The organism is Actinoalloteichus hymeniacidonis (genome assembly GCF_014203365.1).
Lineage (GTDB): Bacteria > Actinomycetota > Actinomycetes > Mycobacteriales > Pseudonocardiaceae > Actinoalloteichus_A > Actinoalloteichus_A hymeniacidonis.
Window position 1 is genome coordinate 573,104 of the sequence record NZ_JACHIS010000001.1, and the last position, 15,782, is coordinate 588,885.

A 15,782-nucleotide genomic window follows, 5' to 3' on the forward strand; every position below is an offset into this window, starting at 1 on the left:
GGCCGGTGGACACCACCGAGCTCGACGGGGATCGAGATCGGCATCGGCCAATGCGGCGAACATCACGTTCGCGATTTGTCGGTGCTTCCAGGGCGTCTTGACCGCGTCAGAAGCTGCATCGACGGCGTTCAACGGTGTGATTCGGCGCCCGATTCGACCGGGTCGCGGCCGGATTGCTGCGATGCAGCTCACGCGGTGATTGACCTCACCGGATGCGACGTGCCTGCCGTCATCGCAGGTCGTTAAGGTCTGCGGAGTCCGACACCGACGTCGCAGGAGACTCGAGTGGACCTGTACGAATACCAAGCGAAGGACCTCTTCGCAAAATACGGCGTTCCGGTGCTTCCGGGCTCGGTCGCCACTACCCCAGACCAGGCCAAGGGGATCGCCGAGGAACTCGGTGCCCCCGTTGTGGTCAAGGCTCAGGTCAAGACCGGCGGCCGGGGCAAGGCGGGTGGCGTGAAACTCGCCAAGGACCCCGCCGAGACCCAGGAGAAGGCCGAAGCGATCCTGGGCCTCGACATCAAGGGCCACACCGTTCATCGCGTGCTCGTCACGCCAGCCTCGGACATCGCCGAGGAGTACTACTTCTCGTTCCTTCTCGACCGGACCAATCGCACGTTCCTGGCGATGGCCTCGGTCGAGGGCGGCATGGACATCGAGGAGGTCGCGGCCACCAAGCCCGAGGCGCTCGCCAAGGTCGCGGTGGACCCGATCGCCGGTGTCGATGAGACCAAGGCTCGGGAGATCGTCGAGGCCGCGAAGTTCCCGGCCGAGGTCGCCGACCAGGTCGTCGACACGATCGTCAAGCTCTGGGCCACGTTCGTGGGCGAGGACGCCACCCTCGTCGAGGTGAACCCGCTGGTTCGCGATCCCGAGGGCAAGATCATCGCCCTCGACGGCAAGGTCACGCTGGACGAGAACGCCGCGTTCCGGCACGCCGACCACGCCGCGCTGGTCGACAAGGGCGCCGAGGACCCGCTGGAGGCTGCGGCCAAGGCCAAGGACCTCAACTACGTCAAGCTCGATGGCCAGGTCGGCATCATCGGCAACGGCGCGGGTCTGGTCATGTCCACGCTGGACGTGGTCGCCTACGCGGGCGAGAAGCATGGCGGCGTCAAGCCCGCCAACTTCCTCGACATCGGCGGCGGCGCCTCGGCCGAGGTCATGGCCAACGGGTTGGAGATCATTCTCTCCGACCAGGACGTGACCGCCGTCTTCGTCAACGTCTTCGGCGGCATCACCGCCTGTGACGCGGTCGCCAACGGCATCGTTTCGGCCTTCGCGTTGCTCGAGAGCCGGGGTGAGGCCGTGACCAGGCCGATCGTCGTGCGTCTCGACGGAAACAACGCGCAGGAGGGGCGGCGCATCCTCAACGAGGCGGCTCTGCCGGGTCTGGTCCAGGTCGACACCATGGACGACGCGGCCACCAAGGCCGCCGAACTCGCCGCGCAGGGGGCGTGACACCAGATGGCTATCTTCCTCACCGAGAACAGCAAGGTCATCGTTCAGGGCATCACCGGCGCTGAGGGCAGCAAGCACACGCGCCGGATGCTCAAGGCCGGAACGCAGGTCGTGGGCGGGGTCAACCCGCGCAAGGCAGGCCAGAAGGTCGACTTCGACGGCACGGTGCTGCCCGTGTTCGCCACCGTCGCCGAGGCGATGGAGGCGACCGGCGCCGACGTGACGGTGATCTTCGTTCCGCCGAAGTTCGCCAAGGCCGCGGCCTTCGAGGCGATCGACGCGGGCATCGGCCTCGCGGTGGTCATCACCGAGGGCATCCCGGTGCACGACACCGCCGCCTTCTGGGCGCACGCCAACGCCACGGGCAACAAGACCCGGGTCATCGGGCCGAACTGCCCCGGTGTGATCTCTCCCGGTAAGTCCAACGCGGGCATCATCCCGGCGGACATCACCGGAGCCGGTCGCATCGGCCTGGTCTCGAAGTCGGGCACCCTGACCTACCAGCTCATGTACGAGCTGCGTGACATCGGCTTCTCCAGCGCTGTCGGCATCGGTGGCGACCCGGTGATCGGGACCACGCACATCGATGCGCTGCAGGCCTTCCAGGACGACCCGGAGACCGAGGTCATCGTCCTGATCGGCGAGATCGGCGGCGACGCCGAGGAGCGTGCGGCGGCCTACATCGCCGAGAACGTCACCAAGCCGGTGGTGGGTTACGTCGCGGGCTTCACGGCTCCCGAGGGCAAGACGATGGGCCACGCAGGCGCAATCGTGTCCGGTTCCTCCGGTACCGCCTCGGCGAAGAAGGAAGCGTTGGAGGCTGTCGGCGTCAAGGTCGGCAAGACCCCCAGCGAGACCGCGGCACTGGCTCGCGAGGCCGTTGCGGCCCTCGCAGGCTGAGTCGCCACAGGTCACACTGATCAACAGCAGGGCCGGACATTCCTTGGGATGTCCGGCCTGCTGTCGTTTCAGCGCCCCCGATGTCCTTCGATGCGCTCCGCTCGAAGGCGGTTGTGGGGCGGTTCGGCCAGATGGACCCATTGTGGGTTCGACCCATCCGGGTGCTCGATCACCGAGACGCGTGGCGGTACACCGGACAGAGAGTCAAAGAGTGGAACCCCGTGAGACCGGAATTCGTCCTATCCGGGCGATCGGCTAGCGTTCGGGCTACCCGATAACGGCAGTGTCGCGATAACGACACCGTCGCGAGAACCGACAGTGTTCGATAGGGGCAATGTCTGCGGACCGCACAGTGCCCTCGCGAACGTGGTCCTCGAACATGAGCCAGGTATCAAGAACAAGCATCGCCTGAAGAACGGCAATGCTCGATGAACGGCTGGGCCCGCCCCGAGGACCCATGCCGATGTACGGCGGCGTTTGACGAACGGCAGTGTTCGACCCCGGCAGCGCCCGCATCCCGGTGGAGGAGGAGACCCCGCCATGTCCGTGCCCTACGGCGCACCTCAGCAGCAGCAACCGCAGGCAGGTAGTCCAGCGCAGCCTGCGGGAGGACTCAGCATCGAGTCCATCCTCGCCATTGTCGGAGCAGGCCTCGGCCTCGTCGTGTACCTGCTCGCCTTCGGCGAGGAATACATCGCGCCGACCTTCGGCGTGGGCGGCGACGCCCGCTCGGCGACCTCCTTGCTGGTCATCGCGGGCATTCTCGCAGGGCTGGCCCTGCTGCCCAAGGGGCCGCAGCTGCAGCTGCTGTCCTCGTTGATCGCAGTGGTGGGTGTGCTGTCGCTGCTCCAGCACGTGGTCCACTGGCCCGGTGACGTGTCCGCCATGGCGATCGTGGCGTTGATCGTCGGCATCCTGGAAGCGGGCGCCATCGTCGCAACCTGGCTGTTCAAGGAGGGCATCATCAAGGCCGCTCCGAAGCAGGCCTACCCGCAGCAGCAGGGCAACTGGAATCCGCAGAGCGGCGGCATCCCGCAGGCCGGTCAGTACGGTCAGCAGGCGCCGCAGGCGCAGTACGGCCAGCAGCAGGCCCAGTACGGCCAGGCGGAACAGCAGTCGTACGGCCAGCAGGCCGCACCGGCGACCGGCGGGCAGCCCGCCCAGCCCGCGCCGCAGTACGGCCAGCAGGGCACCGAGATCTTCGGTGGTGTCGCGCAGCAGCCCGGTCAGTACGGCCAGGGCACGCCGCCCCCCGGTGGTTACGGCCAGGGCTGATCGGCCGCCACAACAGCCACTCGATGCCGTGATTCGGTTCGCCGGATCACGGCATCGCTGTCTCCGCCGGTTGCGTCGCCACTCGGATGCGTCGCCGATGAGACCCGCAGCTCACCCGTTCGGGCGCGGCGAGGCTGGGCCGAACGGGGCAATGTCGGTGCGACCCTGCCCGCGTGGTCACGCTTCGAACGGCTCGTGAGGAAGGCACGGATCGCGACGCGGTCCCCGAGGCCGGGCAGCTCGATCGCGCCAGAGTCGTGTCGTCCTCCGTACTGGGTGCGCTGCTGCTCGGTGGTCTGATGGTGGTCGCATTGGCTGCGGTGACACTGAGCACCGCAGGCTCGGATGGAATATCCGCCGAGGCACTGCTGGGCCTGTCGATTCCCGGTTGGCTGGCGAGTCATCAGGTTCCGTTGACCATCGGCGGCTACCCGTTCGGCGTGCTGCCCCTGTTGCCGACCCTGATCCTGTTGTGGCTGGTCGGCACGAGCGTCGCCACGGCGGCGCGGCGGTTGGCCGCCACTGCCTGGACCGGTTTGTTGCTGATCGCGGTGACGGCATCCGCGCATTGTGTTCTGGCCGTCGCCCTTGCCGAAGCGGTGACCGGTGGCAGTGCTGGTGCGGTGCTGGCCGTTCCCTCGACCTCGGGGTTGACCGCTGGGCTGCTGGCAGCGGTGGCGGCCGCGCTCGGCCTGCTGCGGGCCGGGGTCTTCGGGGAGTGGCTCGATGCCCTGCCCACGAGTCTCCGGCAGGGCGCCCGGGTTGGTCTGTTCGTGGTGGCGGGCCTGCTGGCGGCGGGTACTTCGGTGCTGCTCATCGGGCTGCTCTCGGCCACCCCGGACGTCGTGGGACTGTTCACCCAGGATCGCAGCGGTGATGCGATCGGTCTGCTGCTCTGCTCGCTGGCCTACCTGCCCAACGCCGTGATCGCGGGCGCCTCCTTCGTCCTCGGCCCGGGTTTCGTCTTCGGCGAGACGATGGTCAGTCCGCTGGCGGTCCGGCCGGGACCCATCCTGGAACTACCGCTGCTCGCCGCGTTGCCCACCACCTCGGCGCGGTCCTGGTGGGCGGTGAGCCTGCTGTTGCCGATCGTCGTCGGGTTGCTGGTCGGCCGGTACTGCCGTCGGATCGACGCCGCGCGCGGGGATCGACTGCGGATCCTGGCCTGGGGACTGGCGATGGCCGCCGTGCTCGCCGCGCTCGCCGCAGTTCTGGCAGGCGGCAGGCTCGGCGTCGGTGCTTTCGATCCGGTGCGGCTTCCGGCGTTGGGGATCGCCCTCGGTGTGGTGGGGTGGACCGGGATTCCGGCCGCCGTACTGGTGTTGGTCGGGCATCGTGTCGCTGAATCGGCGGCGGCGGTCGAGGCCGTCGCGTTCGCCCGGGTGCGCAGCGAGGACGGGGACGAGTCGGCTGAGGACGAGCTGGCCGAGGGCACGTCGGAGCGCGAGCCGGAGACCGACCAGCCGGATGCCGACCAGCGGGACACCGATTCCGGGACGGCGGATGAGACGGATCCCTCGGTATCGGCCGCCAAGCCGGAGACGGATGAGGACGACGGCCCGAGTGCCCCGGACCTCGGGCAACAGCCGAGGGGTGGGCACGACACCGTCGAGCCGAGTGCGGGATCGGCTGCGGTCCCCGACACCGCGAGTGAACGGCCCGCCGTCGAACACGAGCCCGGGCCGGACGAGCCCTCGGAGCATGCGGAGGTCTGGCCGGAGGACGACCAGGACGCGGTGCCGAGCACCTCGGCGGCTGGTTCAGCGGGCAACACGAGCGCCGACCGGGCCTGACCACACCGGCTCGGGGGCGGGCAGGCCGCCCTGACTGCGGTGATCGAGACGCCTCGACCTACGCTTGGGCATCCCTTCCCGGTTGTCGTGTAGGAGATCATGCTGAGCGCTTCGCCCCCGGATGCAGGGCCCGTCTCCTCCCGGCTTCGACTTCCCGTTCCGGCCCGTGTGGTCACCCTGCTCTCCGGCGCCGGGACACTCGCCCAGGCACTGCTGGATGCCGCAGTGGCCACCGATTTCCCGGCCCAGGTGGTGGCCGTTGGATCGGACCGCCCCGGCGCCGAGGGTCTGGCGCGCGCCGAAGGTGCAGGCCTGCCGACCTTCGCCGTCCGGCTCGCCGATCACCCGGACCGGGCGAGCTGGAACCGCGCGTTGGCCGAGGAGGTCGCCGCCTTCGAGCCGGACCTGGTGGTCTCGGCCGGTTTCATGAAGATCCTGGGACCGGACTTCCTCGCCCGTTTCGAGGGCCGGGTGTTGAACACGCACCCGGCGCTGCTGCCTGCCTTCCCCGGCGCGCACGCGGTCCGGGAGGCGCTCGACTACGGCGTTCGAGTCACCGGCTCCACCGTGCACCTGGTGGACGGCGGAGTGGATACCGGCCCCATCTTGGAGCAGGAGGCGGTTGTGGTGCTGCCCTCCGACACCGAGCAGACCTTGCACGAACGAATCAAGACGGTGGAACGCAGGCTGCTGGTCGACGTGGTGGCCCGGCTGGCCCGTGAGGGCTGCACCGTGATCGGACGAAAGGTGACAATCCCGTGACCGACGGTTCGGAGCGCACCGGCCACGACGCCCGTCGCCCGGTGCGACGCGCGCTGATCGCCGTGTCGGACAAGCAGAACCTGATCGAGTTCGCCAGAGGGCTGCACACGGCGGGGGTGGAGATCGTCTCCACCGGTGGTACCGCCGCGCGCATCGCCGAGGCGGACATCCCGGTCACCCCGGTCGAGAAGGTGACCGGTTTCCCGGAGTGCCTCGACGGCAGGGTCAAGACCCTGCATCCCGGTGTCCACGCGGGCCTGCTGGCCGACCTGCGCCGGGAGGAGCACGCCGAGCAGCTGCGGACCCTGGATATCGCGCCCTTCGACCTGCTGGTCGTGAACCTCTACCCGTTCACCCAGACCGTGGCCTCCGGCGCGGCGCCCGAGGACTGCGTCGAGCAGATCGACATCGGCGGACCCGCCATGGTGCGGGCCGGGGCGAAGAACCACGCCAACGTCGCCGTCGTGGTGGACCCGACGCGCTACAGCGCGGTGCTCGACAGCGTCACCTCGGGCGGATTCACCCTGGCCGAGCGGCAGAGCCTCGCCGCCGACGCCTTCCGACACACCGCCTCCTACGACATGGCGGTGGCCACCTGGATGGGCGAGACCCTGACGGCGGACGCCGAGCAGGGCGGCTTCGCGAGCTGGCTCGGTCGGAGCTGGGAGCGGGACCGGGTGCTGCGCTACGGCGAGAACCCACACCAGCAGGCCGCGTTGTATCTGACCGGCGGTGCGGCGCCCACCGGACTGGCCGGGGCGACCCAGCTGCACGGCAAGGGGATGTCCTACAACAACTACGTCGATGCGGACGCGGCCTGGCGGTCGGCACACGACCACGAGCTGCCCTGCGTCGCGGTGATCAAGCACGCCAATCCCTGCGGGATCGCCGTCTCCGAGCTGGCCGATGCGGGTGCCATCGCCGACGCACACCGCAAGGCCCACGCCTGCGACCCGGTCAGCGCCTTCGGCGGGGTCATCGCGGCGAACCGGCCGGTGACCGTGGAGATGGCCGAGCAGGTGTCGGACATCTTCACCGAGGTGATCATCGCCCCGGAGTTCCTCGACGGGGCGGTCGACGTGCTGACCAGGAAGAAGAACATCCGAATCCTGGTCGCCGAGCCGCCCGTCCGAGGCGCGGCCGAACTGCGGGCCATCTCCGGTGGGCTGCTGGTGCAGACCTCGGATGCGATCGATGCCGATGGCGACGACCCGGCGAACTGGACTCGGGTCGGTGCCGAGGTCGATGAGCAGACCGTGGCCGATCTGGCCTTCGCCTGGCGGGCCTGCCGCGCGGTGAAGTCGAACGCGATTCTGCTCGCCGACGGCGGCGCGACCGTCGGGGCGGGGATGGGCCAGGTCAATCGGGTGGATGCCGCCCGGCTGGCGGTGGCCAGGGCAGGCGATCGGGCCAAGGGTTCGGTGGCGGCCTCTGACGCGTTCTTCCCCTTCCCGGACGGGCTCCAGGTGTTGTTGGACGCCGGAGTGCGGGCCGTGGTGCAGCCCGGCGGCTCGGTGCGTGACGCCGAGGTGTTGGCCGCTGCGGAGGCTGCGGGCGTCACCGTGTTCCTCACCGGGACTCGGCACTTCGCGCACTGATTCCTCGTGCACCAGCGCGTGAACCGTCGCTGCGGGCGGCGGTTCACGCGCTGGGCACGGCGCGTGCCGCCGCCCGACTTTGCGAACTGCCGCCCGACACGTCGAGTGGAGGCAGAGTCACCGGGTCGGCTGCTGCCCGGGCCGGCCGTTGCTCGGCGGAGGTAGCACCGTTCGCAATGTCACGGAGATTCTTCGGCTCCGTGGGATACGCCCCGACTCCGTCGGGTCGGACTTCCTGGCCGCAATGGCGTGTCGCCACTCGTAGCGAGCGGGGCCGGTCAGCACGCATAGGCTGCCCGGCTCAAGTCGGACGGGTACTCGCACCGCGCCGTCCAGACTGGTGAAGTCCATGGTGCAGGCGGATCCGAGGCTGATCGTGGCAACATCCGGTCCAAAGCATGGAACACAGTCCACATGTGCGCTGATGCCTTGCCCCGGCAGGTACTCGTTGACGATGACCTGGTCGGCGCGCGAGGCCAGCGCCCCTTCCCGGTAGAGCCGTTCCGCCAGTCTCACCGCCCAGCCGGGCAGGGGCGGAGCCGGTGTACGACCAGTGACGGATCATCTGCCGTAGTCATAACGATGCCCGTATTGCTGCACTCGTCGCCTCAGCTCGTTCGACCAGGCTGCCACGTCGATTCGTGCCAACAGCTTTGCCTCGTCGTCGAGCCAGTACGGCAGATACCTCAGTCCGGGCACGGAAATCACCGTCGGGCCACCCTCATGCTCGTGTGAACCATTCTTCGGTCCAGGGCGATGCCGACCGTTGACGGACGCCGGGTCGGAGCAGGTCGCGCGGCGGAATCACCCGGTCGTGGCCTGTCCCACCCTTGACGGGCTCGGTCTGGGTCGGCTTTACTTGTCTCATCGATCGAACACATGTTCGATCATCTGTGTTTGGTCGTCAAGGCGGCAGGCGTCGGGGGCCTGCCACCTTGCAGGCGAAAGGGGAGCCGGTGTCCCGGGCTGCGGTCACCACGTTGGCAGCGTTGGACGGAGTGGTCGCGGCGTCGGGGATGGCCGTGGGCACTGCGGACTTCGCGGCACGACGGGTGCTGCCGGTTCGGGAACAGCTGGGTGCGCTACTCCCCTGGGGCGGTCTGCGTCGGGGCAGCACGGTGGCGGTGCGCGGGTCCACCCTGTTGCTCTTCGCGTTGATCGCAGAGGCCACCGCCGCCGGATCCTGGGCAGCAGTGGTGGGGATGACCGGGTTGGGGGTGCTCGCCGCCGCCGAAGCAGGCGTGGCGGTGGAGCGACTCGTCCTGGTTCCCCATCCAGGTAGGGATCCGGCGGCGGTGGTCGCCGCCTTGATCGACGGGGTCGATCTGGTCGTCGTGGCCGACACCCCGGGCTTGAGATCGTCCGAGGCCAGAAACCTGTCGGCCAGAGCGAGGCAACGCGGCTCGGTGTTGCTTCCGATGGATCGCGCCGAGGGCTGGCCCGCTCCCGATCTCGAGGTGAACTGCGTCGAGCAGACCTGGCGTGGGCCTGGAACCGGCGAGGGCCGGTTGCGTGATTGCGAGGCCACGGTGCAGGTGACCGGGCGAGGAGCCGCCGCCCGGCCCAAGACGGCCCGGATGCTCCTGGTCGAGGAGGGTGACCCCTTAGCCGGGCCTGTGCGACAGAGCGGTCGATCCGCCTCGGACAGGCTTTCGATTCCCGAGGTGGGCTGACCGGCCATCTCGGTGACGAGGATGTCGTATCCGCCCGCTGCGGCGGACCCAGACAGGTAAATGCCATGGCAGTGGCGCGTGCGGAGCAGAACCGATGTGGGCGTCGGTTCGTCCGCCGCGACGCGGCCGGGTCTGCCGAGAGACGACTCGGCGCCCCGAGGGCGGCCGTGCTGGGCCGCAGCGGGCTGCCGAGGAGTCCAGAGTCGATGAACAGCCGATGACGGCTGCCATCGCCAGGTCGCCGCCTAAGCCGTCGGTGGGTCGAGCGGCCGGCTGGATCGGCTCTCGGGCAGGGGCGTCGCGCCCAGCACAGGCGGTTCCCGCCGGGCATGGCCCGGTCAACGGCTGCGGCTCGACCGGGCCTGTTTCGACGTGCCCACGAGAGCGGGCGGAACACCAGGAAGGAGGACGTTCATGGCGGAGCGAACCGAGCCCGCGGAGACCGGGTCGACCGCCTGCGAGGCAACCACAGCCGGCTCGGCAGCGGATTCGGCGGCTTCCCCAGCGAAGTCGACCGGCACCCCGACCCGGCTGCTCGTCCTCTGGTGTCCGGACTGGCCGGTGGTGGCCGCCTGCGCCGATGCCGGACTGGAACCGGGGATTCCCGCTGCGGTCCTGGCCGCCAATCGGGTGGTCGCCTGCTCCACGGCGGCCAGGGCCGAGGGCGTCCGTCGGGGCGCCCGCAAACGCGACGCCCAATCACGGTGCCCCGGGCTCGCCGTGCTGCCTGCCGACCCGGCGCGGGACGCACGGCTCTTCGAGCCGGTCGCGGCTGCGGTAGAAGAACTGGTTGCCTCGGTGGAGATCGTGCGTCCAGGGGTGATCGCCGTTCCCGTGGCCGGGCCCGCGAGTTACTTCGGGGGCGAGGAGCAGATCGCCGAGCGGCTCATCGACATCGTCGCGGCTCGGGCCGGGGTGGAATGCCAGGTCGGGGTGGCGGACGGCTTGTTCGCCGCCATCCGAGCGGCCCGCCGGGGACAGCTGATTCCGTCGGGGGCCACCGCCGCCTTCCTGGCACCGTTGCCGGTCGAGGAATTGATCGACCCGGCCGAACGGAACGAGGAGCGGGAACGACTGGTCGACCTGCTACGCAGGCTCGGCCTGCGGACCCTGGGATCCTTCGCCGAGCTGACCGCAGCCGAGGTCGCCTCCCGCTTCGGGTTCGACGTGATCACCGCGCATCGCTTGGCCAGGGGAGTCGAGGAACGCCCCCTCGCCCGGCGACGGGTGCCGATCGACTCGGCGGTCACCCAGGAGTTCGACCCGCCGGTGGAACGGGTGGACGCGGCGGCGTTCGCGGCCAGGGCCTTGGCCGAACGGCTGCACGCCGGTCTGGTCGATCGGGGGTTGGCGTGTGTCCGGCTGGGCATCGTCGCCCGGACCGAACACGGTCAGGAACTCACTCGAGTCTGGCGCTGCGCCGAACCGCTCACCTCGACGGGCATCGCCGACCGGGTGCGTTGGCAGCTCGACGGCTGGCTTCGTCGCCCGGCAGACCGGGACCCGTCCCGAGGAAGCAGCCCTCGCCGAGCTCGGCGGGCAGCGAGCGGTGTGGGAGACGACACCGAGGCGCGACCGACCTCGGGGCTGATCCTGCTGCGGCTGGAGCCTGCGGAACTGGTCGGCTCCGGGAGTCTGCAACTCGACATGTTCAGCTCCCGGGATCGGGCGGGCACCGCCGCAGCCCAAGCGGGCCGGGCCCTGACCAGGGTGCAGGGCCTGCTCGGTCCCGATGCGGTGCTGCTGCCAGTCCTCGGTGGCGGGCGGGGACCAAGGGAACGGGTCCGATTGGTGCCCTGGGGAGACGAACCCGCCCCCGGGCTCGATCCGGCTCAGGCCTGGCCGGGCAGGCTGCCGTCGCCGTCGCCGTCGTTGCTGCCGGACCCGCCGACCTCGGTGCGGTTGCTCGACGCGGCGAGCGAACCGGTCGGTGTCACCGGGCGCTACGTACTGACCGCCGCGCCCACCCAGCTGCTCATCGGCGACGGACCGCCGAACCGGGTGTCGTCCTGGGCCGGGCCATGGCCGGTGGAAGAACGGTGGTGGACGACCGCGTTCGACGATCCGTCCATGCCCTCGGTGGCGTCGACCACCGCAGGCGCCCGGCCCGAGGGAGCCCGCCGAGTCGCCCGACTCCAGGTGGTCACCGCGACGACGGAGGGTGGCGGCGCCTACCTGCTGGCGAGGGAACACGGCGGTTGGTTCATCGAGGGAAGGTACTGATCATGGCCTGGGGCAATCCGCCGATTCCCTGGTCCGAGCTGGAACGCAGGCTCACGGGCCGACCCGCCGCACAGCCCGAGCAACAACAGCAGGCGCAGCAACCCGATCAGCAGCAACCCGACCGGCAGCAACCCGATCAGCAACAGCCGGAGCGATCCCTCGGCCACCGTCGCCGCCGAAGGATGCTCGATGGCCTGCTGACCAGCGTCATCGACGAACACCGGGATCGGGCCGCCGCCTCGGCTGCCGCTGCGGACCAGGTGCGGACAGGCGCGGAGCCGCCGTCCGAAGTGGCCTACGCCGAACTGCACTGCCACTCCAACTTCAGCTTTCTCGACGGCGCAGCCCACCCCGAGGAGCTGGTGGCGGAGGCCGCCCGCCTCGGCGTGCGGACCTTGGCGCTGACCGACCACGACGGGATGTACGGGGTGGTGCGGTTCGCCGAGGCCGCGGCCGAACACGGCGTCCGGACGGTCTTCGGCGCCGAATTGAGTCTGGAGCTACCCGGTTCGCAGAACGGGGTGGCCGATCCGGCGGGCACCCATCTGCTGGTGCTCGCCCGCGACCCGCAGGGCTACCACCTGTTGTGCCGGGCGATCAGCGAGGCGCAGCTGGCGGGCGGGGAGAAGGGGCGACCCAGCTATCGGCTCGACCGCCTGGCCGAGCATGCCGACGGACACTGGGTGATCCTCACCGGTTGCCGAAAGGGGGCGGTGCGCACGGCTTTGACCACGGGTGGCCCGCGCGCGGCTGCCGCCGAGCTACGCAGGCTGATCGAGTTGTTCGGCGCGGCGAACGTCGTGGTGGAACTCGTCGACCAAGGTTTGCCCACCGACAGCGAGTTCAACGATGCGTTGGCCGCGTTGGCCGAGGAGTTCGGCCTCGCGGTGGTGGCGACCAACGCGGTGCACTACACGGCGCCCGCCCGCCATCGGCTCGCCACGACGGTCGCCTCGGTCCGCGCGCGGCGCAGTCTGGACGAGATGGACGGCATGCTGCCCCCGGCAGGCGCCGCGCACCTGCGCTCCGGTGCGGAGATGGCGGCCCGATTCGCCCGGTATCCCGATGCCGTCGCCGGTGCCGCCCGGCTGGGCGAGCAGTGCGCCTTCGATCTGCGGCTCGTCGCGCCCACCCTGCCGCCCTTCGACGTCCCCGCCGGGCATACCGAGTCGAGCTACCTGCGTGAACTGGCGCTGCGCGGCGCGGCGAGTCGACACAGCTCCGAGCATCTGCCCACCGCGCTGCGGCAGATCGAGCACGAGCTCTCGGTGATCGATTCGCTCGGCTTCCCCGGTTATTTCCTGGTGGTGCACGACATCGTCCAGTTCTGCCGCCGGTCGGACATCCTCTGTCAGGGACGGGGCTCGGCCGCGAACTCCGCGGTCTGCTTCGCCCTGGGCGTCACCAACGTCGACGCCGTCCGATTCGGACTGCTCTTCGAACGGTTCCTGGCCCCGGAACGGGATGGCCCGCCCGACATCGACCTCGACATCGAATCGGACCGTCGCGAGGAGGTGATCCAGTACGTCTATCGACGACACGGCCGTGATCACGCCGCTCAGGTGGCCAACGTCATCACCTATCGGGCGCGGTCGGCGGTGCGGGACGTCGCGCGGGCCCTGGGTTTCTCCCCGGGGCAACAGGACGCCTGGAGCAGCCAGATCGAACGCTGGGGGCCGCTGAGCGGGACCATCGACGACACCGACATCCCCGGACCGGTGGTGGAGTTGGCAGGCCAGTTGGAGGGCTTCCCGAGGCATCTGGGCATCCATTCCGGCGGCATGGTGATCTGCGACCAGCCGGTCAGCGAGATCTGTCCGGTGGAATGGGCGCGGATGCCGGGACGCTCGGTCCTGCAATGGGACAAGGACGATTGCGCCTCGATCAACCTGGTCAAATTCGATCTGTTGGGCCTCGGGATGCTCTCCGCCCTGCATTACATGATCGACCTGGTCGCCGAGCATCACGGCCGAACCATCGACCTCGGCGGACTCGACCTGACCGACGGTCGGGTCTACGAGATGGTGCGTCGCGCCGACACCGTCGGGGTCTTCCAAGTCGAGAGCCGAGCCCAGATGTCGACCTCGCCTCGGTTGCGGCCCAGGGAGTTCTACGACCTGGTCGTCCAGGTCGCCCTGATCCGGCCGGGTCCGATCCAGGGCGGCTCGGTGCATCCCTACATCCGGCGGCGCAACGGGCTGGAGGAGTGGGACTACGAACATCCTCGGCTGAAGCCCGCCCTGCAACGGACCCTGGGCGTCCCACTGTTTCAGGAACAGATGATGCAGATCGCCGTGGACGTGGCCGATTTCTCCGCCTCGGAGGCCGACGAGCTGCGCAGGGCGATGAGCTCCAAGCGGTCCACCCAGCGGATGGAACGGCTGCGCGGCAGGCTTTTCGCGGGCATGCAGGCCAATGGGATCACCGGCGAGCTCGCGGAGCAGATCTATCGGCGGCTGCTGGCTTTCGCGGATTTCGGTTTCCCGGAGAGTCACGCGTTGAGCTTCGCGTTGCTGGTCTTCGCCAGTGCCTGGTTCAAGCTGTACTACCCGGCGGCGTTCTGCGCCGCGCTGCTGCGGGCCCAACCGATGGGTTTCTACTCGCCGCAGTCGTTGATCGCCGACGCCAGGCGGCACGGCGTCCGAGTCCTGCGCCCCGACCTCAACGCGAGCCTGCCGTACGCCACTCTGGAACGGCCTGCCGGTGCCGATTCGACCGTACCGCCCGCGATCCGACTGGGGCTGGGCGGTGTTCGCACCATCGGCGCCGACCGGGCCGAGGCGATGCACGCCGATCGTCTAGCCAACGGCCCCTACCTCGATCTGGCCGACCTGGCGCGACGGCAGCGACTCACCGTGGCCCAGCTGGAGGCCTTGGCCACGGCGGGCGCCTTCGATTGTCTCGGCCTGAGCCGGAGAGCCGCCCTGTGGCAGGCAGGCGCGGTCGCAGGGGAGCAGGCGGGCAAACTGCCCGGGCTCTCCACGGTGGATCAGACACCGATGCTGCCGGGGATGGACGCGGTCGAGACGGCGGCTGCCGATGTCTGGGCCACCGGGGTCTCGCCGGAGAGCTATCCGACCGAATTCATCAGGGACCGACTGGAACGGTTGGGGGCCCTGACCACGGAGCGGCTGAAGAGTGTGGAGTCGGGCCGACGGGTGTTGATCGGCGGAGCGGTGACTCACCGGCAACGGCCCGCCACCGCAGGCGGGGTCACCTTCCTCAACATCGAGGACGAGACCGGCATGGTCAACGTGGTCTGCACCCCGACCCTGTGGGCCCGGTATCGCCGAGTGGCGCGCAACAGCTCCGCGTTGTTGGTGCGGGGGATCGTGGAACGACACGGCACGGTGGTGACGCTGAAGGCCGACCGATTGACGGACCTGCCGATGCGAATCTCCGGGCGATCCAGGGATTTTCGCTGATATCCGCCGTCGGAGGCCTGCTCGGTCGCGGAGTCCTCGCCGGCTAGGGTGCGGCGGTGGAAATAGCTGAGCAGCTCATCGGGGAGGACTTCAATGACGCGGTGCTGGCCCGCGTCGAATGGCGGGGGAACAGCCTGAGCGGCTGCGATTTCACCGACGCCGACCTGACCGGAATGCGGACCCACAACGTCACGTTCACCGATTGCGATTTCACCGGTGCCGATCTCGGCGGTTCCCAGCACACCGCGACCGCTTTCCGCTCCTGCACCTTCGAGCGGGCCACCCTGACGAACTCGGTCTTCGACGGCTGCACCCTGATCGGCTCGAAGTTCTTCCAGACCAGGTTGCGGTCCTGGAAGGTCACCGAAACCGATCTGACGCTCGTCTCGCTGCCCGGCGCCAACCTGCAGGGGCTTGACCTCTCGGGCCTACGGATGCGAGAGGCCGACCTGTTCGAGGCGGACCTGCGCCGTGCCGATCTACGCAACACCGACCTGACCGGCGCACGGCTGGCGGACGCCAACCTGGAGGAGGCGGATCTGCGGGGCGCCCGCATCGACGCCACCGCCCTGCGACAGGCCAGATTGTGGGGCGCCAGGGCCGATCTGTCGATCGCCATGATCTTCGCGGCGGCCCATGGCCTGGTGGTCGACGAGTAGTACCCGACCC

General features: G+C 69.5%; 11 protein-coding genes and 1 pseudogene. 10 read left to right on the forward strand and 2 right to left on the reverse strand.

The annotated features are described in order from the left end of the window. Positions 1-285 precede the first annotated feature (285 nt). The 6 genes from sucC to purH all read left to right on the forward strand — a co-directional run bounded on the left by sucC (position 286) and on the right by purH (position 7,792). Complete coding sequence (gene sucC / locus BKA25_RS02640) at positions 286-1,464, forward strand: ADP-forming succinate--CoA ligase subunit beta (RefSeq protein WP_069852408.1); 1,179 nt, start codon at positions 286-288, stop codon at positions 1,462-1,464. A 6-nt stretch (positions 1,465-1,470) separates the two neighbouring features. Further along, positions 1,471-2,364: a succinate--CoA ligase subunit alpha gene (gene sucD, locus BKA25_RS02645; RefSeq protein WP_069852406.1), complete on the forward strand. Its 894-nt coding sequence runs from the start codon at positions 1,471-1,473 to the stop codon at positions 2,362-2,364. Positions 2,365-2,904: 540 nt separating this feature from the next. Then, positions 2,905-3,639 carry a DUF5336 domain-containing protein gene (locus tag BKA25_RS02650; protein WP_069852404.1) on the forward strand — a complete coding sequence of 245 codons (735 nt, stop codon included), beginning with the start codon at positions 2,905-2,907 and terminating at the stop codon, positions 3,637-3,639. 173 nt (positions 3,640-3,812) lie between these two features. Next, complete coding sequence (locus BKA25_RS02655; protein ID WP_069852402.1) at positions 3,813-5,432, forward strand: cell division protein PerM; 1,620 nt, start codon at positions 3,813-3,815, stop codon at positions 5,430-5,432. 99 nt (positions 5,433-5,531) lie between these two features. Next, entirely contained in the window at positions 5,532-6,194 is a 663-nt protein-coding gene (gene purN / locus BKA25_RS02660) for a phosphoribosylglycinamide formyltransferase (protein ID WP_069852400.1), read from the forward strand. Then, a complete protein-coding gene (purH, locus tag BKA25_RS02665; RefSeq protein ID WP_069852398.1) occupies positions 6,191-7,792 on the forward strand; it encodes a bifunctional phosphoribosylaminoimidazolecarboxamide formyltransferase/IMP cyclohydrolase in 1,602 nt (533 codons plus the stop codon). The genes purN and purH overlap by 4 nt, the downstream gene beginning before the upstream one ends. Before the next feature lie 117 nt (positions 7,793-7,909). On the opposite strand, the pseudogene BKA25_RS28575 reads toward purH, so the two are convergent. Together BKA25_RS28575 and BKA25_RS27140 are read right to left on the reverse strand one after the other, a co-directional pair. Further along, positions 7,910-8,326 (reverse strand): annotated as a pseudogene (locus tag BKA25_RS28575) (alpha-ketoglutarate-dependent dioxygenase AlkB); the annotation flags it as partial. 27 nt (positions 8,327-8,353) lie between these two features. Further along, positions 8,354-8,491 (reverse strand): hypothetical protein, encoded by a 138-nt coding sequence (locus tag BKA25_RS27140; protein WP_216637765.1) that lies wholly within the window; start codon positions 8,489-8,491, stop codon positions 8,354-8,356. Positions 8,492-8,748: 257 nt separating this feature from the next. Between BKA25_RS27140 and imuA' the strand changes: the two genes are divergently transcribed. The 4 genes from imuA' (at position 8,749) to BKA25_RS02690 (ending at position 15,772) form a co-directional block, all read left to right on the forward strand. After that, positions 8,749-9,465: a DnaE2-dependent mutagenesis accessory factor ImuA' gene (imuA', locus tag BKA25_RS02675; protein WP_069852396.1), complete on the forward strand. Its 717-nt coding sequence runs from the start codon at positions 8,749-8,751 to the stop codon at positions 9,463-9,465. Between the two features lie 414 nt (positions 9,466-9,879). Continuing rightward, positions 9,880-11,688, forward strand: a complete 1,809-nt coding sequence (locus BKA25_RS02680; RefSeq protein ID WP_172803870.1) for a DNA polymerase Y family protein — start codon at positions 9,880-9,882, stop codon at positions 11,686-11,688. 2 nt (positions 11,689-11,690) lie between these two features. After that, a complete protein-coding gene (locus BKA25_RS02685; RefSeq protein WP_084643413.1) occupies positions 11,691-15,113 on the forward strand; it encodes an error-prone DNA polymerase in 3,423 nt (1,140 codons plus the stop codon). A 56-nt stretch (positions 15,114-15,169) separates the two neighbouring features. Next, positions 15,170-15,772: a pentapeptide repeat-containing protein gene (locus tag BKA25_RS02690; RefSeq protein WP_069852394.1), complete on the forward strand. Its 603-nt coding sequence runs from the start codon at positions 15,170-15,172 to the stop codon at positions 15,770-15,772. The last annotated feature ends 10 nt before the right edge of the window (positions 15,773-15,782 follow it).

Coding starts and splice junctions, on each gene's coding strand:
- purN (WP_069852400.1), top strand. CDS start 5,532: ATGCTGAGCGCTTCGCCCCCGGATGCAGGGCCCGTCTCCTCCCGGCTT.
- BKA25_RS02685 (WP_084643413.1), top strand. CDS start 11,691: ATGGCCTGGGGCAATCCGCCGATTCCCTGGTCCGAGCTGGAACGCAGG.
- sucD (WP_069852406.1), top strand. CDS start 1,471: ATGGCTATCTTCCTCACCGAGAACAGCAAGGTCATCGTTCAGGGCATC.
- BKA25_RS02680 (WP_172803870.1), top strand. CDS start 9,880: ATGGCGGAGCGAACCGAGCCCGCGGAGACCGGGTCGACCGCCTGCGAG.
- BKA25_RS02650 (WP_069852404.1), top strand. CDS start 2,905: ATGTCCGTGCCCTACGGCGCACCTCAGCAGCAGCAACCGCAGGCAGGT.